Source organism: Acidibrevibacterium sp. (assembly GCF_049965395.1).
Lineage (GTDB): Bacteria > Pseudomonadota > Alphaproteobacteria > Acetobacterales > Acetobacteraceae > Acidibrevibacterium > Acidibrevibacterium fodinaquatile.
Window position 1 is genome coordinate 1 of sequence record NZ_JBMFWJ010000005.1, and the last position, 18,348, is coordinate 18,348.

The following is an 18,348-nucleotide window of genomic DNA, read 5'->3' on the forward strand; positions in this document are numbered from 1 at the left end:
TCGAGGAGCTGTTTGTCCATCACCGCGAGCTCGGCATCGAGATCGGCGATATGCTCGCCCATCGCCGCGAAGGCCACCTTGGCAGTTGCGGGTATCTCGGGCGCCTCGGCCAGGACCGCCAGCAGCGCCTCGATATTGGCCGTGCCTTTGGCCGCGATCACGCCGAATTCGGCCGCATGCCCACGTAGCGCGTTGATCGCCGCAGTCCGTTGCCCGACCAGCAACTCCCGGTGCTTCACGATGATAGTCGCCGCCTGTTCGTCGAGGCTCTTCACCGGCACCGTCGGCATGCTCGGCCGCGACGCCGCTTCGCCGATCACCTCGGAATCATTGCGGTCGTTCTTGTTGCGCTTGACGAAAGGTTTCACATACTGCGGCGGGATCAGCTTCACCCGATGGCCCATGGCACCGAGCCGGCGGCCCCAGTGATGCACGTCGGCACAGGCTTCCAACGCCACTTCGATCGGCTCCAGCTTGGCGAAGAACGCCTCGACCTGCGACCGCCGGAGATCACGACGCAGCACCGGCCGTTCCACCTCATCGACCCCGTGGATCGTGAAGACATGCTTGGACGTGTCGATCGAAATCCGCTTGTATGCCATCGGGCGGCCCTCTCCTTGGGTTGGTTCACGACCCTTTCTTGGCACATCCGATGCCGTGCGGCCGTCCACCCCAACAATCTTGTCAGGTCGCCCAGTTGTTTGGTGCTTGCTTGCGGATTCCATCTGGGCCAGCGGTCATGCGACCGCGCCAACAGGCCGGACACATGAACGCCTTCGACCTGAAGCTCATCTCTCGTCCGACCCATTGAACCCCAGGGGCCGTCCACACATGGTATTACTTCCCTTTCCCCTTCACGGCGCTCCACGCCGTGCGCGCGGCCATGCGGGCGGTGATGAGGGCGCCGGCGACGGTGCCGGCGAGGGTCGGATGGCAGGCTTCGCCGGCGAAGGTGAGGCGACCTTCGGCGAGCGGCGTCGCGAGCGCGCGGCGGGCGCTGGCGGCGCCTGGCAGCGGGTAGGCATAAGCGCCGAGGAAGCGGGGATGGCTGCCCCAATCGGTGACAACGACGCCGGGGGCGAAGGCGCGGGCGGCGCGGGCGCCGAACAGGCGGGTGAGTTCGGCGCGGGCGAAATCCTCTGCGGCTTGGGTGCCGGCGCGGGCGAGTGCCCAAGCGGTCTCCCCGCCGAAGAAGCCGATGACGTGATCGCGCCCGCGTGGCCAGGCATTGAAGGCCATGAAGGGCTCGCCACGGGCGTCGAGCCGGCGCTCAACAAAGCACCCCGGCGGCAGGTCGAGCCGATCCTCCCCCGCCGCCCGTAATGCGACCTTACTCAAAAGCCCCATCGGCAGGGCAGCGATGGCGGCGGCGGTCATGTCTGGCAAAGCAGGCGCGAAGCTGATCCCGCCGGCGGCGAGGACGCCGGTGGAGACGGTGACGATGGCGGCCTTGGCGCGGATCGCCCCACGCGGCGTCGCGAGCACGACCTCATGCCCGCCCCAATCCAGGCGCGAGACCGGGGTTGTGAGCGAGAGCGTCCTCGGCGGCGGGGCGAGCAGGCGCAGGACATAGGCGCCGAACCCATCTGGCGGCAAGAGGTTGGTGCCCTCCAGCCGGTTCGCCCGCCAATCGGCGAGGCTCAGCCGAGCGGGGTCGGCGGCGGCGATCAGGGTGGCCTCGATCGCCTCGATATTGGCGTGCCAGGGGTTGGGCGGCAGGGCGTCGAGCGCGGCGGCGAAGCTCGGGTCGGGGCCGGGGGCGTCGGCGCGGGCGATGAGAGCGGTTTCCAGGACCTCCGCGGCAGCGTCGCGCGCAGCGAGTTCGGCCTCGCTCGCCCGCCGCCCATCGACGATGGAAATGCGGCGGCGGGTGCGGGCGGTATCGATCAGGGTCTCGCCGCGCCACCGGCCGAGGCGAGCGAGCGGGTTGCGCTCGGCGTTATGGAGCCAAGAGGCGCCGTGATCGAAGGGGGCGCCACCGAGGGCGGCGGGATGGTCGGTGAAGGCGCGGCCGCCCGCGCGCGGCAAGGCTTCGAGGAGGGCGACGCGGGCGCCACGCCGGGCGAGCCAGGCAGCCGCCGCGAGCCCGGCGACACCGGCGCCGACGATCGCGACATCGATCTCGCTCACCCCATCGCCGTCAGGCGGCGCCGCGCCGCCGCTTCCAGCGTGTTTTCGAGAAGGTAGGCAATGGTCATCGGCCCGACCCCACCCGGCACCTTGGTAATCGCGCTCGCCTTTGCCGCGCACTCGGCGAAGGCGACATCGCCGCGCAATTTGCCGTCCACGCCGCGATTGATGCCGACATCGATCACCACCGCCTCCGGGGCGATCCAGTCGCCACGCACCATTTCGGCGCGGCCGACGGCGGCGATGACGATCTCGGCGCAGCGGCATTCGGCAGCGATATCGCGGGTGCGCGAATGGAGCAGCGTCACCGTCGCATCCGCCGCTGTCAGAAGGGCTGCGACCGGCCGGCCGACGATCGCCGAGCGCCCGAGCACCGCCGCGCGCGCGCCGGCGAGCCGGGTTCCGGCCTCGGCGAGCAGCCGCATCACCCCGCGCGGCGTGCATGGCACGAGGGCGGGGAGACCAAGCGCGAGATAGCCGGCGTTGATCGGGTGGAATCCGTCCACGTCCTTGGCCGGGTCGATCGCCTCGATCACACGCTGGGCGCGGATATGGGCGGGAAGTGGCAGTTGCACCAGAATGCCGTCGGTCGCGGGATCGGCGTTGAGGTCGGCGATCAGGGCGAGCAGCGCCGACTCGGGGGTGGTCGCGGGCAGCGCGATGGTACGCGCCGCTATGCCCGACTCCCGGGCCGCGCGCTCCTTGTTGCGGACATAGACGGCGCTCGCCGGGTCATCGCCGACGATCACCACCGCAAGACCGGGGCGATAGGGGAGCTGCGCGATTTTCGCGGAGATGTCGGCGCGCATCCGCTCGGCAAGCGCTTTGCCGTCGAGGACGAGCGCGGTCACGGCCTGCGTTCTCGCATCACCTCAGAACAGCCCGGCGCGCCAGAGGCTGATCTGGATTTCGCCGAGCAGGATGCGCAGCGCTTGCAGCAGCACGACGAGGATGATCGGGCTGATGTCGATGCCGCCGAAATAGGGCAGGATCGAGCGGATCGGCCGCAGCGCCGGCTCGGTGATACGGTTGAGGAAATCGGCGATCGTCCAGACCAGCCGGTTGCGGGTGTCGAGCACGTTGAAGGCGATCAGATTGCTCATCACCGCGGCCAGGATGACGGCCCAGAAATAGAGCGTGATCAGCTCATTGAGCAGCCAGAAGAGTGCGTTCATGCGAACCCGATCAGGCGCGCGGGACGGCGCGCGGAAGGAGGGTGAAGGATCTCCCCCACCTCTAGCCAGGAAGTGCGCCGGCTTCAATCCCGGAGCGTGCGAAGCCGCGGATCGAGCCAATCGCGGAGCCCGTCGCCGAGCAGGTTGAGCCCCAACACCGCCGCCATGATCGCAAGCCCGGGAAAGATCGCAAGCCGCGGCGCCGTGAAAATATAGGTCTGCGCGTCGTTCAGCATCCGCCCCCAGCTCGGCGCCGGCGGCTGTGTCCCAAGCCCGACATAGGCGAGCCCGGCCTCGGCGAGGATGGCGAGCGCAAACTGGATGCTCGCCTGCACGATGAGAAGGGCGGCGATATTGGGCAGGATGTGCGACCGGCTGATCGCAAGCTCATTTCGCCCAAGCATCGCCGCGGCGCGAACGAAATCCCGCGCCCCGAGCGCCCGCGTCGCGCCGCGGGCCAAGCGGGCGAAAACCGGGACATTGAAAATCCCAATCGCGAGCGCTGCGGCCATCGCCCCGGGCCCGGCGAGCGCGGTGATGATGACGGCGGTGAGCAGGGCGGGAAACGCAAACAGGAGATCGGCGCCACGCATCACCAGATCATCGACGATCCCGCCGCGCCGCCCGGCGATGAGACCGAGCGGCACGCCGGCCGCAATGCCGGCCGCAACCGCGATCACCGCGATGGCGAGCGAATGATGCCCGCCGGCGATCAGCATCGAAAACACGTCGCGCCCGAGAGGGTCGGTGCCGAGCCAATGGGCGGCGGAAGGGGGCGCGAGCCGGTGCGCGATATCGATTTCGGTTGGCGGATAGGGCGTCCAGACCAAGGCGAGCAACGACATCGCCAGCATCAAAGTGCTGAGCGCGCCACCAATGATGAGCGCGACATGCCTTCGCATCAATGCCCACCTTGGGCGCGAAGGCGCGGATCGATCAACACATAGGCAATATCGACGAAGAAATTGACGACGATGACACTGCCGGCGAGCAAGACGACGAGTGCCTGGACGACGATAAGATCGCGCCCGGCAATCGCCTGGAAGACCAGCCGGCCGAGCCCAGGCAGCGTGAAGACGTTCTCGATAATGATGGTGCCGGCAAGCAGAAACGAGAATTGCAGGCCGAGGATGGTCACCACCGGGATCAGCGCGTTGGGCAACGCATGACGCCAGAGCGCGCGGCCAGGGCTTAGCCCCTTGGCGAGCGCGGTCCGCATGTAATTCTCCGCCAGGGTTTCCAGCATCGAAGCGCGGGTGATGCGGGCAAGGATCGCGCCTTGCGGCAGCGCCAGCGCCAAGGCGGGCAGGATCAGAGCGCGCGCGCCCGGCCATACCCCGCCGCCCCAGCCCGGAAAGCCACTGGCGGGGAACCACGCGAGTTTCACCGAAAATAGCAGGATCAAGAGCAACCCGAGCCAGAAATTCGGCACCGCGACGCCAACCTGCGCCGCCGCCATGGTGAGCGTATCGCCGACCCGGCCGCGGTTGGCGGCGGCAAAAACCCCTGTTGGAATGGCGATCGCCGTGGAGACTGCGATCGCCAGCAACGCGAGCGGCAGGCTGACCCCGATGCGATCGACGATCAGCCCGGCAACCGGCACGTGATAGGTGAAGCTCTCGCCGAAATCCCCGACCAGCATGGCGCCGAGCCAGGCGAAAAGCCGCACGATCGCTGGCCGGTCGAGGCCCATGGCGTGATGCAGCGCCGCCAGCGTGTCCGGCCGCGCATTGACGCCAAGGATCAGCGCCGCCGGATCACCAGGCAGCACATCGAGCACGAGAAATACCAACACCGCCGCTGCGAACAAAGTCAGCGCGAGCGTGAGCAGACGCGACCCGAGATAGCGGATCATCGAAGATAAGAAAGAATTTCTTCTTTTTCTGAAGAAAAAGAAGCAAAAAGACTTTCTTCCCGGTGTACTCGGCGTGGCAAGCGCTCTCGAGCCGGGTAGTGTCGTAGACATTGGTCAACGAAAAAGAGCAAATCTCTCATCTCAATTTCCCCAATAAGCGCCGGTGACGTCATTTGCCGGGATCGGATCATTGATCCAAAGACCATGCAGATGAGCGTTCCAGACGCCGATTTTCGGGAGGACGTAAAGGAAGACGTTGGGCTCGTCTTCGGCAAGCTTGCGCTGCATCTGCTGCAAAAGATCGATGCCGGCGGCGGGATCGGGGGTTTCACGATAGCGTTGAAAAAGCGCCCGGAAATCGGCGTTGGCGTAATTGAAATAATAATGATCGCGGGCATAGATCGCGAGATCGCGGGGCTCGGTATGGGCGATGATCGTCATGTCGAAATCGGAACGCTTGAACACCTGATCGAGCCAGGTCGCCCATTCCATCGGCACCAGCTCGACCTCGAGCCCGACCGCCTGCAGCATCGCCGCGATCACCTCACCGCCGCGCCGGGCGTAAGGCGGCGGCGGCAGCGCGAGCTTAAAGCGCATCCTCGGCGCGATCCCGGCCTCGGCGAGCAACGCCTTGGCGCGCGCCGGATCATAGGGGTAGGTCGCGGCGAGATCGATGAAACCGGGGTCGTTTGGCGTGTAATGCGAGCCGATGATCCGCGCCGCGACCGATATCGTCGCAGCCACCAGCGCGCGGCGGTCGATCGCATAGGCCAGCGCACGGCGGACGCGAATATCATCGAACGGTTTGCGGGCATCATTAAGGGCGAGCAGGGTTTTGCCTTCGGTCGCGCCGATAACGACGGAAAATCGTGAATCGGCGCGAAGTTGCGGCAGGATTTCAGGGGCGGGAAAATTGCCGAAAGCGTCGATGTCGCCAGCAAGGAGAGCGGCCGCGGCGGCGGCGGGATCGGCGATGAATTTGAAGGTAACGGCGGCAAGCTTCGGCGCGACGCCCCAATAGCCGGGAAAGCGCGCGAGGTCAACATGGTCGCCCTTCACCCAGCGCACGAAGCGGAACGGGCCGGTGCCGATCGGGTTGGTTTGATTGCCAGCCGCAGAATTAGGTGCGACCATCACCGCATCCCCCCAGCCGAGACCATAGAGAAAATCGGCGTCCGGCCGCTTGAGGGTGATCACCGCGGTTTCTGGCGCCGGGCAGTCGATCGCCGCGATCGGCTCGAAAATCTCCTTCTGCGCGTTGGTGCTGTCTGGCGCGCGGGCGCGGTCGAGGGAAAATTTCACGACGCCGCAATCAAACGGCGTGCCGTCATGGAAGGTGACATGCGGGCGAAGCGCGAAGCGGTAGGTCTTGCCATCGGGCGATATCGTCCACGACGCGGCAAGGCCGGGAACGGTATGGCCTTCGCCATCGATCCGCGTCAGCCCCTCGAAAACATTGGCGTAAACGATTTCGCGGATCGCCGCGGCGGCACCGGCGGTGGGGTCGAGGCCCGGCGGCTCCAACACCATCCCGAGCGTGAGCGTATCCTTGGCCCAAGCCGGGCCGGCGCCCGCGAGGATGATCCCGATGACCGCCAGCCACCATTGCGCCCGATACGTCATTGTCGTCTCCCCGTTCAAGGCGGCGAGACTGTCGCGAGCGCTGGCGACGCGGTCAAGAGGCGGCGGCGCGGTCGAGGAACCAGAGCGTCTCGCCGAGCGGGTGGAGATGCGCTGCCGGCACGTCCGCGCGGCCTTCGCGCACGGCACGACAGATCGCCGCCTTGCCCCTGCCGGCGACCAGAAAAGCCGCCGCGCGGCAGCTTTCAAGGGCGGGATAGGTCAGGGTGATGCGGATTTCGGGCCGGCCTTGCGCCACGGAGGCGACCCAAGCGCTGCGTTCGGCGAGCACCGCCTGGCCGGGGATGAGGGAGGCGGTATGGCCGTCTTCGCCGAGGCCGAGAAAAACGACGTCGAACAACGGCCGAGCGGGGTCGAGCGTCTCGGCACCGTAGGTCCGCTTGAGCAGCGCCTCATAGCGCGCGGCCGCGTCCGCGGGCGTACCATCGGTCGGGATCGGGTGGATGTTCGCCGCCGGGATCGCGATGTGATCGAGAAGGGTGCGCCGCGCCATGCCGTAATTGCTTTCGGGATGATCCGCCGGCACGAAACGCTCATCGCCCCAGAAGAGTTCGACACGTGCCCAGGGAATCGTGTCGCGATAAGGCGACGCCGCGAGTTTTTCGAACAGATCGCGCGGGGTCGAGCCACCGCTCAAAGCAATGCGCGTCGGCCCCGCGCCTTGCGCAATGCGCGCAACGAGCCAGTCGGCAACCGCCGTCGCAAGCGCCGCGCGATCGGCGGCGATGTGGAGGGAATCATGCATCCGAGAGCAGACCGAAAGGAAGAAAATCTTCTTTTTCTGAAGAAAAAGAAGCAAAAACACTTTCCTCCCGTTTCCCCTGCGCCGGCAATCTCCAACAGACAAACGTTTTTTGGTTCTTTTTTTTAAAAAAGAACAACAAGTCTACCCTCCCTAACCTTCCGATCCGGTCATTTTGTGGGTTGCTCGACATGGCCGCCGAAACCATAGCGCATGGCGGACAGCAGCTTGTCGGCAAAGCTTTCATCTTCGCGCGAGCGGAAGCGCGCATAAAGTGCTGCAGAGAGCACGTTGGCCGGCACCGCCTCGTCGATCGCCGCTTCGATCGTCCAGCGGCCCTCGCCGGAATCGGCGACATGGCCGGAAAAATGCGATAGATTGGGATTTTCCGCGAGCGCCGCGGCGGTGAGATCGAGCAGCCAGGACGAAATCACGCTGCCCCGGCGCCAGACCTCGGCGATATCGGGGAGGTTGAGGGTGAAACGCTCGGATTCCGGCAGCGCTTCCGAGACGCGATGGCGGAGAATATCGAACCCTTCCGCATAGGCCTGCATCAGGCCGTATTCGATGCCATTATGCACCATTTTGACGAAATGCCCGGCGCCGGCCGGGCCGGCGTGGAGGTAGCCCTGCTCGGCGCGGTGGTCGAATTTCTCCCGCCCCGGGGTCCGCGGCGCATCACCGGCGCCAGGCGCAAGCGCGCGAAAAATCGGGTCGAGATGATCAACGGTCGGCTTATCGCCGCCGATCATCATGCAAAACCCGCGCTCGAGCCCCCAAACGCCACCCGACGTGCCGACATCGACGTAATGCAGGCCGCGCTTTCGCAATTCGCTCGCGCGGCGGATATCGTCCTTGAAGTAGGTATTGCCGCCATCGATGACGATGTCTTCTTTTGTGAAGATTTCAGCGATTTTGGCGATGGTGTCCTCGGTGATATGGCCTGCGGGCAGCATCACCCAGGCGATACGCGGCGGCGCGAGCTTCTCGGCGAGTGCCGCGAGTGAGGGGGCACCTTCGGCGCCCTCCTTTTCGAGGGTGGCGATCGCGTCGGCCGAGAGGTCGAAGACGACGGTTTGATGGCCCGCGCGCATCAACCGCCGGGCGATGTTCGCGCCCATCCGGCCGAGTCCGATGATGCCGAGTTTCATGGTATTTTCCTCACGATTTTAGGGCGAGAGCACCCGCGAGAGCAGCCTCGAGGGCGGCGAGAGCGTGCGCGAGGTCGCCGCCCAGATGAATGCGAAGCACGCGCCGTTTGCGCTCGCCGAGCACCTCGAGATCCCCCAAGGCCTGCGCCGCTTTGACGACGCCAAAGCTCGCGCGCTGGCCGGGGACCGCGATGTCGTTCGCGTCCGATGCCGTGATCTGCAGGAAAATCCCGGAATTCGGCCCGCCTTTGTAAACCTGGCCGGTCGAATGAAGAAAGCGCGGGCCGAAGCCGACGCAGGTCGCGATTTTTTTAGCTGCAAGAATATGCTTACGGAGTTTTTCGAGCGCCGCCTCATGCGCCGGGTTGCGCGCAATATAGGCGAGGAGTGCCGCGTAATCCCCGGCTTTGGCGCGGGCAAAATGCGCAGCGAGCGCCTCGGCGAGGGTTTTCGCGCCTGAGAGTGCGCGCGCATTCAGGGGATCGGCGTAAACCGCGATTTCGCCGTCACGAAGCAGCGGTTCGCTTTCGGGAAGGGCGCCGGTCTTCTCGAACGCCTCGGTGAGCGCCCTGGTCTTGACCTTGCTCGCCTCGACATCGGGCTGGTCGAACGGGTTGATGCCGAGGACATTGCCGGCGACCGCGGTCGCGATCTCCCAGCGAAAAAATTCCTGGCCGATATGATGGGGTGAGGGCACGCGAAGGCGCGCGACCGGGCGGCCCGCTTTCTCCAGGGCCGCGACCAGCGCCTCCTGTGCCGCGTCGGCGTGGTCTTGCAGTTCGAGATAGGCGAACACGCGATCCTCGCTATACGCGTCAGGCGCAACCGGCGGCTCGTTGGCGATCGGGATCAGCCCGAGGCCGTGTTTGCCGGTCGATTCGGCGAGCAATTGCTCGAGCCAGGCACCGATCGCCTTGATCCCGGGCGAGGCGATGATCGTCACCTTGTCGTGCCCGGCGCGGGCATTGATGCCGAGGAAGACACCGAGTGCGACGCCAGGATTTTCGCTCGGCGGCACGCTCGCGCCGCAGGCATGGTACATTTGCTTGGCAAGGACGAGGAGCTGCGCGACATCGAGCCCGAGCGCGGCCGCCGGCACCAGGCCGAAATGCGACAGCACCGAATAGCGCCCACCTATCGTCTTCTCGCCCGGAAAAATCGCGCGGTAGCCATCCGTCTTGGCGATTTTCTCGAGTGCCGAGCCGGGGTCGGTGATGGCGACGAACTGCTTGGCGTTGTTCGCGCGGGCGAAGAAATAGCGCCGCATCAGCTCGGGCTCCAACGTCGAGCCGGATTTGCTGGCGACGATGAAAAGCGTGGTTTTGAGCGTGATCGCGGCCTCGAGGGCGGCGATCTGCGCCGGGTCGGTGGAATCGAGCATGTGAAAGCGTGGCCCCTTGCCGGCCGGGGCCAGCGTCGTCGCGAGCACTTCGGCGCCGAGGCTGGAGCCACCCATGCCGAGGAGCAAGATGTCGGTAAAACCCTCCTTGGCGATCTCGGCGCCGAACGCGGTGAGCGCCGGCAGCGCCGCCTCGCCGGCGGCAATGGCGTCGAGCCAGCCGAGCCAGTGATCCTCGTCGCCGCCCGTCCAGAGCGCCGAATCGCGCCGCCAAAGGAGACGGATCAGGCCTTCTTCGCGCCAGCGCTCCATCTCGGCGGCGAAGGTTTCGCCGTCCGGCCCCGGCGCGATCACTTGGCGCGGCGCTTTGCCATCCAGCACCTCGGCGCGGCGGCGCGCAACGGCGGCAAAGAGCTTGTCGGCATCGTCGGCGAAGCGGCGAACGCCGTCGATGACCAGCGCCTCGGTGATCGCATCGAGCGAGATATGCAGGCGCGCGAGCGACGAGAGAACCGCTTCGGCGTCGGCCAGGCCCTGCGTCAATGTCACCTTGGCGTGGCCGTGGTCACGCATCGCGTCCATCGTCGCCGGCGGCATGGTGTTGACCGTCTCCGGCCCGATCAGTTCATCGACATAGAGCGTATCGGGCAAGGATTTGCTTTTGGTACCGGTCGAGGCCCAGAGCAAGCGTTGCGGCCGCGCGCCCTTGGCCGCGAGTTTTCGCCAACGCGGAGTCTCGATCAGCGCCTGATAGCGCTGATAGGCGCGTTTGGCGTTGGCGATCGCGACCTTGCCGTCAAGGGCGCGCAGCGCCTCGGCTTCCGTGGCGGAGGCAGTCTTTAGCCGCTCGGCGACCTCGCGTTCGACCGCGGCATCGATCCGGCTGACGAAGAAGCTGGCGACGGAAGCGATGCCGGCGATGTCGCGCTTGGCGGCACTGGCAGCCTCCAACCCGGCGAGATAGGCCTCCGCCACCGCTTCATAGGCGGCAACCGAGAACAGCAGGGTGACGTTGACGTTGATCCCGTCGCCGATCAGGGTCCGGATCGCCGGCACACCGGGCTCGGTGCCGGGCACTTTGATCATCAGATTGGGGCGCTCGACGGCGCGCCAGAGCCGCCGCGCCTCGGCGATCGTGCCCTCGGTGTCCATCGCGAGATAGGGCGAGACCTCGAGGCTGACATAGCCATCGACCCCCTTGGTCCGCTCATAGACCGGGCGCAATTGGTCGGCCGCCATACGGATATCGGCGATGGCGAGATGCTCGAACAGGGCATCGACGTCGCGATCGGCGGCGCGCACGCAGGAAGCGAGATCGGCGTCGTAATCCGTCGAATGGGCGATCGCTTTTTCAAAGATCGAGGGATTGGAGGTAACGCCACGGATGCCGTCTTCGGCGATTAGGCGTTGCAAGTCACCCTTCTCCAATAACGGGCGGCTCACGAAATCGAGCCAAACCGATTGGCCGAGGGTGGGAAGCTGGGCCAGGGGATTGGTCATGTTCGATACTTTCATAAAACGCCACGCCGGACGCGAGAGATTATCCCTGGAGATTACCCGTTGAGCCGCTACGCTCAAGAGCGGCGGCCCCTCCGCCTCTTGCCTCGTTTGGAACATGGGGGCAGATGAGGCGTCGGAACGGCGGCCGCGGGCCGCGGGCGGGGATGAGCGGGTATGGATCACGAGTGCTTGAAGCAGCAGGCGGCGGCGGCGGCGGTCGCGGAAATCGTCGATGGCATGGTGCTCGGGCTCGGCACCGGCTCGACCGCGGCCTTCATGATCACCCTGCTCGGCGAGCGGATCAAAAGGGAGGGGCTCCGCGTCCGCGGCATCCCGACTTCCGAACGCACCGCGCAGGCGGCGCAGGCGGCCGGCATTCCGCTCACTGACTTCGCGCAAGACGCGGTGATCGATCTTGCGATCGACGGCGCCGATCAGATCACGAGCGGCCGCCTCGACCTGATCAAGGGGCTTGGCGGAGCGCTTTTGCGCGAAAAAATCGTCGCCGACGCGGCGCGCCGGCTGGTGATCATGGCGGATGCGAGCAAGCTGGTCACGACGCTCTCGGGTATCGTTCCGGTCGAGGTGGTGGCCTTCGGCTGGGAGGCGACTTCGCGCAAGATCGCGGCCCTCGGGGGCGCTGTGCGTCTCCGCCTGGCCGCCGATGGCGCGCCCTATCGCAGCGATGGCGGCAATGTCATCCTCGATTGCGACTTCGGCGCGGTTTCCGAGCCGGCGCCGCTTGATGAGGCGCTCCGCCGCCTCGTCGGCGTCGTCGAAACCGGGTTCTTCCTCGGCCGCGCCGATCTCGTCCTGCTCGCCGAGGAAACCGGGGTCAGGCGTCTTGCGCGCAGTGAGTAAGAAAGTCTTTTTGCTTCTTTTTCTTCAGAAAAAGAAGTTTTCTTTCCCCTTTTTAATGGATTCCTGGACTGCATGCGTCCCGTCGTCGTTCTGATCATGGGGGTTTCCGGTGTCGGCAAGACGACGCTCGGGGAAGGGCTTGCGACCGTTCTCGGCTGGCCGTACCAGGAAGGGGATGCGCTGCATTCGCCGGAGAATGTCGCGAAAATGGCGGCCGGGATCGCGCTTTCGGACGCAGATCGGGCGCCGTGGCTGGGTCGCATCGCCGCCTGGATCGCGGCGCGACGGGCGCAGGGCGGCGGCGGGATTGTCACCTGTTCGGCGCTCAAGCGCGCCTATCGCGACCGTTTGCTGGGGCCCGTGGGCGAGCGCGGTACGGATGTCGCGCTGATTTACCCGCAAGCCAGCGAGGCGGTGGTCGCGGCGCGGCTGGCGGCGCGGCGCGGCCATTTCATGCCGCCGGCGCTGCTCGCAAGCCAGTTCGCAACCCTAGAGCCCCCTGACCCGGCAGAGGCGCCATTGGTGGTCGATGCCAGCCAACCGCCGGCGGCGATGCGCGCGGAGGCCTTGGCACTGCTCGCGGTCAGGGCATGAGCGGCGGTTCGCCGGCACAGCGCGCGGTTGGCCTGTGGCTGATCGTGATCGCGGCGATGATCGGGGTGATGGTGGTTTTGGGCGGGGCGACGCGGGTTTCCGGCTCCGGGCTCTCGATCATGGAATGGGCGCCACTCTCGGGCGCCCTGCCGCCGCTCTCGGGCGCCGAATGGCGGCGATTGTTCACGCTCTATCAGCAGATCCCACAATATCATCTGCTGCATGAAGGGATGGATCTCGCCGGATTTCAGCATATTTTCTGGCTGGAATGGGTCCACCGGCTGTGGGGGCGGCTGCTCGGCGTTGCGTTTTTTCTCCCCTTGGTGGTGTTTTGGTGGCGGGGGTGGCTCCCGCGGCGGCTGATTTGGCGGCTGGTCGGGATTTTCGTCCTCGGCGGGATGCAGGGCGCGGTCGGCTGGTTCATGGTCGCCTCGGGATTTTTTCCCGACAGTACGGCGGTGGCGCCGGTGCGCCTCGTAATCCATCTCGGCCTCGCTCTCGTGCTCTATGCCGCCGTCTTGTGGACGGCGTTTTCCGAACTGATCCCCGCCCCGCCAGGGCAGCCGGCGGCGTTGGTGCGGGCCGGGGCGCGTCTGACGCTCGCTCTCGTCGCGCTCACCATCCTCGCCGGCGGGTTCGTCGCCGGACTCCATGCCGGGCTCGAGTACAACACGTTTCCGCTCATGGATGGGCGTTGGGTGCCGGCGGGCTATGCGACGCTGACCCCGTTTTGGTACAATCTCATCGCGAATATCGCCGCCGTGCAGTTCGATCACCGGCTGCTCGCGACCACCGCCCTGCTCGCCGCGCTGCTGACGCTCGTCGCCGGAGGCTGGCAGCGGGCGCGGCTCTCGCCCCTGCTGCGGCGTGCCTTGGCGGCGCTGGCGGCGATCATTCTCTTGCAATTTGCTTTGGGTGTGACCACGCTTCTGCTCGTCGTCCCGGCGCCGCTCGCCGTGCTGCATCAGGCCGGCGCCGTGGCGTTGCTCACGGCAGCGATTTTCGCCGTTTATGTTTCGTCTGCTGCCCGGAAGGATCCGCCATGACCCCGCTTGCCGCGACCGACCGCCTGTTTTTCGAGCGCGCCGAGGCAGCCCTCGACCGCGATACCGCCGAGCGCCTCACCGCCGAAGCCCTCGCCGGCGCCGATGACGGCGAATTATTCCTCGAATATCGCGAAAGCGAGCAGGTGAGCCTCGATGACGGGCATATCCGCACCGCCGGCTTCGATACCGCGCTCGGCTTCGGGCTGCGCGCCGTCTCCGGCGCTGCGACCGGCTATGCCCATGCCGGCGAGATCAGCGAGGCAGCGCTGCGCCGCGCCGCCGAGACCGTCCACGCGGTGGCCGCTGGCCGCGCCGGCCGCGCCGCCGCGCCGCCGGCGGGCAGCAATGCGCGCCTCTATGACGAGGCCAATCCGCTGCTCCTGATGCCGTTCGAGGCGCGGGCGCGGCTCCTCGGCGCGATCGATGATTACGCCCGCGGCAAGGATGGGCGGGTCAAGCAGGTGATGGCCTCGCTTTCGGGGGAGTGGCAGGCAGTGCAGATCGTCCGCGCCGATGGCCGCCGCGTCGCCGATCTCCGACCGCTGGTGCGGCTCAATGTCGCGGTTGTCGTTGAAAGCAATGGCCGGCGCGAGACCGGGAGCTTCGGCACTGGCGGGCGCTTTGATTATAGCCGCGTCACCGGCGAGGATACTTGGCGGGCGGCGGTGGACGAGGCATTGCGCCAAGCGCTCATCAATCTCGAAAGCCGCCCGGCGCCGGCGGGGGAGATGCCCGTCGTGCTCGGCGCCGGCTGGCCTGGGATTTTGCTGCATGAGGCGATCGGCCATGGCTTGGAGGGCGATTTCAACCGCAAGAAAACCTCGGCCTTCGCCGGCCTGCTCGGCCACCGCATCGCCGCTCCCGGCGTCACAGTGGTCGATGACGGAACGCTACCCGATCGCCGCGGCAGCCTCACCGTCGATGACGAGGGCACGCCGAGCGGGCGGACGGTGCTGATCGAGGACGGGATCCTCACCGGCTACCTGCAAGACCGCCAGAACGCACGCCTGATGGGCATGCGCCCGACCGGGAATGGCCGCCGCCAATCCTATGCGCATGCGCCGATGCCGCGTATGACCAATACCATCATGCTCGGTGGCCAGAGCAGCGCCGAAGAGATGATCCGCTCGGTCAAGCGTGGCTTGTATGCCGTTAATTTCGGCGGCGGGCAGGTGGATATCACCTCGGGCAAGTTCGTGTTCTCGGCCTCCGAGGCCTATCTGATCGAGGATGGTAAGGTGACGGCGCCGGTGAAAGGGGCGACGCTGATCGGCAACGGGCCGGATGCACTGACCAAGGTCGAGATGATCGGCGATGACATGGCGCTCGACCCAGGGATCGGCACCTGCGGCAAGAACGGCCAGGGGGTTCCGGTCGGTGTCGGCCAGCCGACGCTGAAGCTCGCGGCGCTGACCGTCGGCGGCACGGCTGCGTAAGAACTATCAAAAATAAGGTTTTTCGTCCTCGCCCCCGCCCCTCCCCTACCCGTCCCCGAGCGGTAGCTCGGTCTGCAGCGGGCGGGCGCGATGGGTGGTGGCGGCGATGGTGCCGTCGTGGAGTTCGAGGGTGATGGCTCGGCCGGGGCCGATGCTGGCGGCGCTGGTCAACACCCGGCCCTTCTCGCCGCGCACCAGGGCGTAGCCACGGGCCAGCACGGCGCGGTGGGAAACCGATTCGAGGCGGGCGGCAAGGCCCGCGAGATGGGTGCGGCGTTCGCGCAGGCGGGCGGCAAGGAGCGAGGGGGTCAGGCGGGCGAGGATTCGCATCGCGCGGCCGCGGCGCTCGGCGGCAAGGTGGCGAAGCGCCGCAGCGAGCCCGGTTGCGAGCCGCTCGAACCGGTTCCGACGCTGGGTGAGATAGGCGGGGAGCGCGCGGGCGAGCCGCCCGGCGCGGTCATCGAGGCGCTGCGACGCGGTGCCGAGGAGGGAAGGCAGATCGGGCAGTTTCGCCGCCGCGCGGGCGAGACGAAGCCGCGCCGCCTGTAGCCGCCCGGTCAGCGCGCCGGAAAGCCGCGCCGCCTTGTTGGCGAGGTCGGCAAGCAGATCGTCCCGCGCCGGCACCGCGAGTTCGGCGGCGGCAGTCGGCGTCGGGGCGCGGCGATCCGCGGCGAAATCGATCAGCGTGGTGTCCGTCTCGTGCCCCACGGCGGCGATCAGCGGGATCGGCGAGGCGGCTGCCGCCCGCACCACCGCCTCGTCATTGAACGCCATCAGGTCTTCGAGGCTGCCGCCGCCACGCCCGACGATCAGCACGTCAGGCCGCGGGATCGGCCCGTCCGGCGGCAGGGCGCCGAAGCCTTCGATCGCGGCGGCGATGCGAAGGGCCGCGCCCTCGCCCTGCACCGGGACAGGCCAGAGCAGGATCGGGCGCGGAAAGCGGCGCGCAAGCGTGGTGCGGATGTCCTGGAGCACCGCCCCTTGCTCGGAGGTGACGACGCCGATGACGCGCGGAAGCAGCGGCAGCGCCCGCTTGCGCGCCGCCGAGAACAGCCCCTCGGCCTCGAGCCGCACCCGCAGCGCCTCGATCCGCGCAAGCAGCGCGCCGACCCCGGCATAATCGAGCCGCTCGACGATGAGCTGATAGGAGGAGCGGTCAGCGTAGGCGGAAATCCGCCCGGTCGCGATCACCTCAACCCCGTTTTCCGGCTTGAGGTCGAGTTTCTGGGCGGTGAATTTCCAGATCACCCCGGCGAGCTTGGCGCCCTCGTCCTTCAACGCAAAATAGACGTGGCCGGAGGGGTAGCGCTTGCACTCGGTAATCTCGCCGCGCACCCTCACACGGCCGAAATTACCCTCGAGCGTCCGTTTCACGGCGCCAGAGATTTCCGAAACCGTATATTCCGGGATGTTGGAGACCGGGCTAAGGAGGGGGGGTGTTTCATCGCTCATGGCGGCGAGAGTAAGGATTTCGCGCCAGAGGTGAAGCCTCGGCCGGATTTGGGGTGAAGGGGATAGAATGCGGGTTCTGGTGCTGGGCGCGGGCGGGCGGGAGCACGCGCTGTTATGGCGGCTCTCGATGAGTCCGTTGGTTGCCAAACTCTGGTGCGCGCCGGGCAATGCCGGCACCGTCGAGATTGCCGAAAATCTGCCGATCAAGGCCGATGACGTCGAGGCTTTGGAGACGTTTGCCGTCGAACACGGCATCGATCTCGTGGTGCCAGGGGCGGAGGCGTCACTTGTTGCGGGCATTGCCGATCGGCTAGCGGCGCGCGGCATTCGCTGCTGCGGCCCGAGCGCCGCGGCGGCGCGGCTCGAAGGCTCGAAGACGTTTACCAAGGAAATCGCAGCCGAAGCCGCGATCCCGACCGCCGTCTGGGAGAGTTTCGACGACCCCGCCGCCGCCCGCGCCTATCTTCGCCGCCAGAGCGCGCCGATTGTGATCAAGGCCGATGGCCTCGCCGCCGGCAAGGGCGTGGTGGTCGCGGCCAGCCTCGCCGAGGCGGAATCGGCCATCACTGATTTCATGGAGAAAGGCACGCTCGGCGGCGCGGGTGCGCGAATCGTGATCGAGGAATGCCTCGTCGGCGAGGAGGTTTCCCTGTTCGCGCTTTGTGACGGCGAGACCGCGATCTTTCTCGGCGCGGCGCAAGACCACAAGCGCGTCGGCGACGGCGATAAAGGCCCCAATACCGGCGGCATGGGGGCCTATTCGCCGCCGCCGGTGCTGAGTGCCGATCTCCAGAATGCCGCCATGGCGCGAATCGTCCGCCCGGCATTGGCGGCGCTCGCCCGCCGGGGTTCGCCATTCCGCGGCATCCTCTTCGCCGGGCTGATGCTGACGCGCGATGGGCCGAAATTGATCGAGTTCAATGTCCGCTTCGGCGACCCGGAATGTCAGGTGCTGCTGCCGCGGCTGCACTCCGACCTGCTCCCAGCCCTGCTCGCCGCCTGCGATGGCGATTTGGCGAGCGTCGATCTCCGCTGGCGGGAGGAGGCAGCGATCACCGTCGTGGTCGCCGCCCGCGGCTATCCCGTAAAGCCGGTTGCGGGTGGCGAAATTCGCGGCCTCGAGGCGGCTGGCGCGGTGCCGGGGGTGCGGATTTTCCACGCCGGCACGGCCCGCGCCGCCGATGGCCGGCTGATCGCCGCTGGCGGGCGCGTCCTCTCCGTCACTGCGACCGCCAACACCCTGCGGGCGGCTCACGACGCTGCCTACCAGGCGATCGCCCGGCTCGACTTCGCCGATGGGTTTTGCCGCTCCGACATCGGCTGGCGAGCATTGGCGGGCAGCGGGTAGGGAAAGGAATTGTTCTTTTTTGTAAAAAAGAACCAAAAAACTTTTGTCCTTCAGCTCTTCGTCGCGTTAGCGCTGCTG

The 18,348-nt window shown here is 66.8% G+C and carries 16 protein-coding genes; 5 read left to right on the forward strand and 11 right to left on the reverse strand.

Annotated features, from left to right (window positions below; translation table 11 throughout):
• From ACP5M5_RS02870 to ACP5M5_RS02915, 10 genes are all read right to left on the reverse strand, one after another.
• The coding region (locus ACP5M5_RS02870) for an IS110 family transposase (RefSeq protein WP_427935420.1) at positions 1 to 602 on the reverse strand (602 nt) is incomplete at its 3' end.
• A gap of 235 nt (positions 603 to 837) precedes the next feature.
• Positions 838 to 2,130: a flavin monoamine oxidase family protein gene (locus ACP5M5_RS02875; RefSeq protein ID WP_427935422.1), complete on the reverse strand. Its 1,293-nt coding sequence runs from the start codon at positions 2,128 to 2,130 to the stop codon at positions 838 to 840.
• Positions 2,127 to 2,981, reverse strand: coding sequence for a bifunctional 5,10-methylenetetrahydrofolate dehydrogenase/5,10-methenyltetrahydrofolate cyclohydrolase (locus ACP5M5_RS02880; protein WP_427935424.1), 855 nt, complete (start codon positions 2,979 to 2,981; stop codon positions 2,127 to 2,129). The genes ACP5M5_RS02875 and ACP5M5_RS02880 overlap by 4 nt, the downstream gene beginning before the upstream one ends.
• A gap of 21 nt (positions 2,982 to 3,002) precedes the next feature.
• Positions 3,003 to 3,305, reverse strand: a complete 303-nt coding sequence (locus ACP5M5_RS02885) for a YggT family protein (RefSeq protein ID WP_114912442.1) — start codon at positions 3,303 to 3,305, stop codon at positions 3,003 to 3,005.
• Positions 3,306 to 3,388: 83 nt separating this feature from the next.
• Positions 3,389 to 4,207 (reverse strand): ABC transporter permease, encoded by an 819-nt coding sequence (locus ACP5M5_RS02890; protein WP_427935426.1) that lies wholly within the window; start codon positions 4,205 to 4,207, stop codon positions 3,389 to 3,391.
• Positions 4,207 to 5,160, reverse strand: a complete 954-nt coding sequence (locus ACP5M5_RS02895) for an ABC transporter permease (RefSeq protein ID WP_427935427.1) — start codon at positions 5,158 to 5,160, stop codon at positions 4,207 to 4,209. The genes ACP5M5_RS02890 and ACP5M5_RS02895 overlap by 1 nt, the downstream gene beginning before the upstream one ends.
• A gap of 141 nt (positions 5,161 to 5,301) precedes the next feature.
• Positions 5,302 to 6,783: an ABC transporter substrate-binding protein gene (locus ACP5M5_RS02900; RefSeq protein ID WP_427935429.1), complete on the reverse strand. Its 1,482-nt coding sequence runs from the start codon at positions 6,781 to 6,783 to the stop codon at positions 5,302 to 5,304.
• Positions 6,784 to 6,835: 52 nt separating this feature from the next.
• Entirely contained in the window at positions 6,836 to 7,546 is a 711-nt protein-coding gene (gene pgl, locus ACP5M5_RS02905; protein WP_427935430.1) for a 6-phosphogluconolactonase, read from the reverse strand.
• A gap of 167 nt (positions 7,547 to 7,713) precedes the next feature.
• On the reverse strand, positions 7,714 to 8,694 hold the full coding sequence (gene gnd / locus ACP5M5_RS02910; RefSeq protein ID WP_427935431.1) for a phosphogluconate dehydrogenase (NAD(+)-dependent, decarboxylating): 981 nt from the start codon (positions 8,692 to 8,694) through the stop codon (positions 7,714 to 7,716).
• 10 nt (positions 8,695 to 8,704) lie between these two features.
• Positions 8,705 to 11,533, reverse strand: coding sequence for a bifunctional transaldolase/phosoglucose isomerase (locus tag ACP5M5_RS02915; RefSeq protein ID WP_427935432.1), 2,829 nt, complete (start codon positions 11,531 to 11,533; stop codon positions 8,705 to 8,707).
• 174 nt (positions 11,534 to 11,707) lie between these two features.
• Between ACP5M5_RS02915 and rpiA the strand changes: the two genes are divergently transcribed.
• The 4 genes from rpiA (at position 11,708) to tldD (ending at position 15,470) form a co-directional block, all read left to right on the forward strand.
• Positions 11,708 to 12,394, forward strand: a complete 687-nt coding sequence (gene rpiA, locus ACP5M5_RS02920; protein WP_427935433.1) for a ribose-5-phosphate isomerase RpiA — start codon at positions 11,708 to 11,710, stop codon at positions 12,392 to 12,394.
• A gap of 72 nt (positions 12,395 to 12,466) precedes the next feature.
• Positions 12,467 to 12,988 (forward strand): gluconokinase, encoded by a 522-nt coding sequence (locus tag ACP5M5_RS02925; RefSeq protein ID WP_427935434.1) that lies wholly within the window; start codon positions 12,467 to 12,469, stop codon positions 12,986 to 12,988.
• Entirely contained in the window at positions 12,985 to 14,034 is a 1,050-nt protein-coding gene (locus tag ACP5M5_RS02930) for a COX15/CtaA family protein (RefSeq protein ID WP_427935435.1), read from the forward strand. Before ACP5M5_RS02925 ends, ACP5M5_RS02930 begins: the two co-directional genes overlap by 4 nt.
• Positions 14,031 to 15,470, forward strand: a complete 1,440-nt coding sequence (tldD, locus tag ACP5M5_RS02935; protein WP_427935436.1) for a metalloprotease TldD — start codon at positions 14,031 to 14,033, stop codon at positions 15,468 to 15,470. The genes ACP5M5_RS02930 and tldD overlap by 4 nt, the downstream gene beginning before the upstream one ends.
• Positions 15,471 to 15,515: 45 nt before the next feature.
• Here the strand turns inward: tldD and xseA are convergent, their stop codons facing one another.
• Positions 15,516 to 16,922 (reverse strand): exodeoxyribonuclease VII large subunit, encoded by a 1,407-nt coding sequence (gene xseA / locus ACP5M5_RS02940; protein WP_427935437.1) that lies wholly within the window; start codon positions 16,920 to 16,922, stop codon positions 15,516 to 15,518.
• Positions 16,923 to 16,989: 67 nt separating this feature from the next.
• Here xseA and purD point away from each other — a divergent pair, with 67 nt between their 5' ends.
• Entirely contained in the window at positions 16,990 to 18,270 is a 1,281-nt protein-coding gene (gene purD / locus ACP5M5_RS02945; protein ID WP_427935438.1) for a phosphoribosylamine--glycine ligase, read from the forward strand.
• Positions 18,271 to 18,348 lie beyond the last annotated feature (78 nt).